The organism is Aporhodopirellula aestuarii (assembly GCF_023701485.1).
In the GTDB taxonomy this organism is placed as follows: domain Bacteria; phylum Planctomycetota; class Planctomycetia; order Pirellulales; family Pirellulaceae; genus Rhodopirellula; species Rhodopirellula aestuarii.
Genome location: NZ_JAMQBK010000088.1, coordinates 72041 through 72432 on the forward strand (window position 1 = coordinate 72041; position 392 = coordinate 72432).

Annotated in this window: 1 pseudogene; it reads right to left on the reverse strand. The window is 55.9% G+C overall.

Annotated elements, in window-relative coordinates:
- Positions 1–108: 108 nt before the first annotated feature.
- Positions 109–392: pseudogene (locus NB063_RS28350) on the reverse strand (nucleoside monophosphate kinase); the annotation flags it as partial.

Here is a 392-nt window from a genome sequence, read left to right on the forward strand (position 1 = left end):
GCCGTCCGGTCTCGCCCCCCCCGTCCCCATTTTCGATGCCGCTAAAGCACTTCTGATCATGGTGTCGAATGGGGCCGGGGTAACACCACTGTTTGGTAACGAGTCGGCTTACGATTCTTGTTTGGGATAAGGTCTCAGTCCCAGCAGGATTTCCGATCGTTCGGTGAGCGGTTGGGCAGCGTGCGTGGCGTCGGTGTGTTCGGCGAGATGGCTGCGGACCAACTCGTAGACCGCTTGGCGGTCCAGGCTGGTGTCAATCTCAACGCATTTATTTTTGCTTTTGAACAACTCCACCGTCGGCAGAGTCTCCGCCTTGAAAGTGTCGAATCGAAGTTTCAGGCTATCGACGTTGTCATCGCTTCGGCCGGTGTATTTGGCACGACTTAAGATGC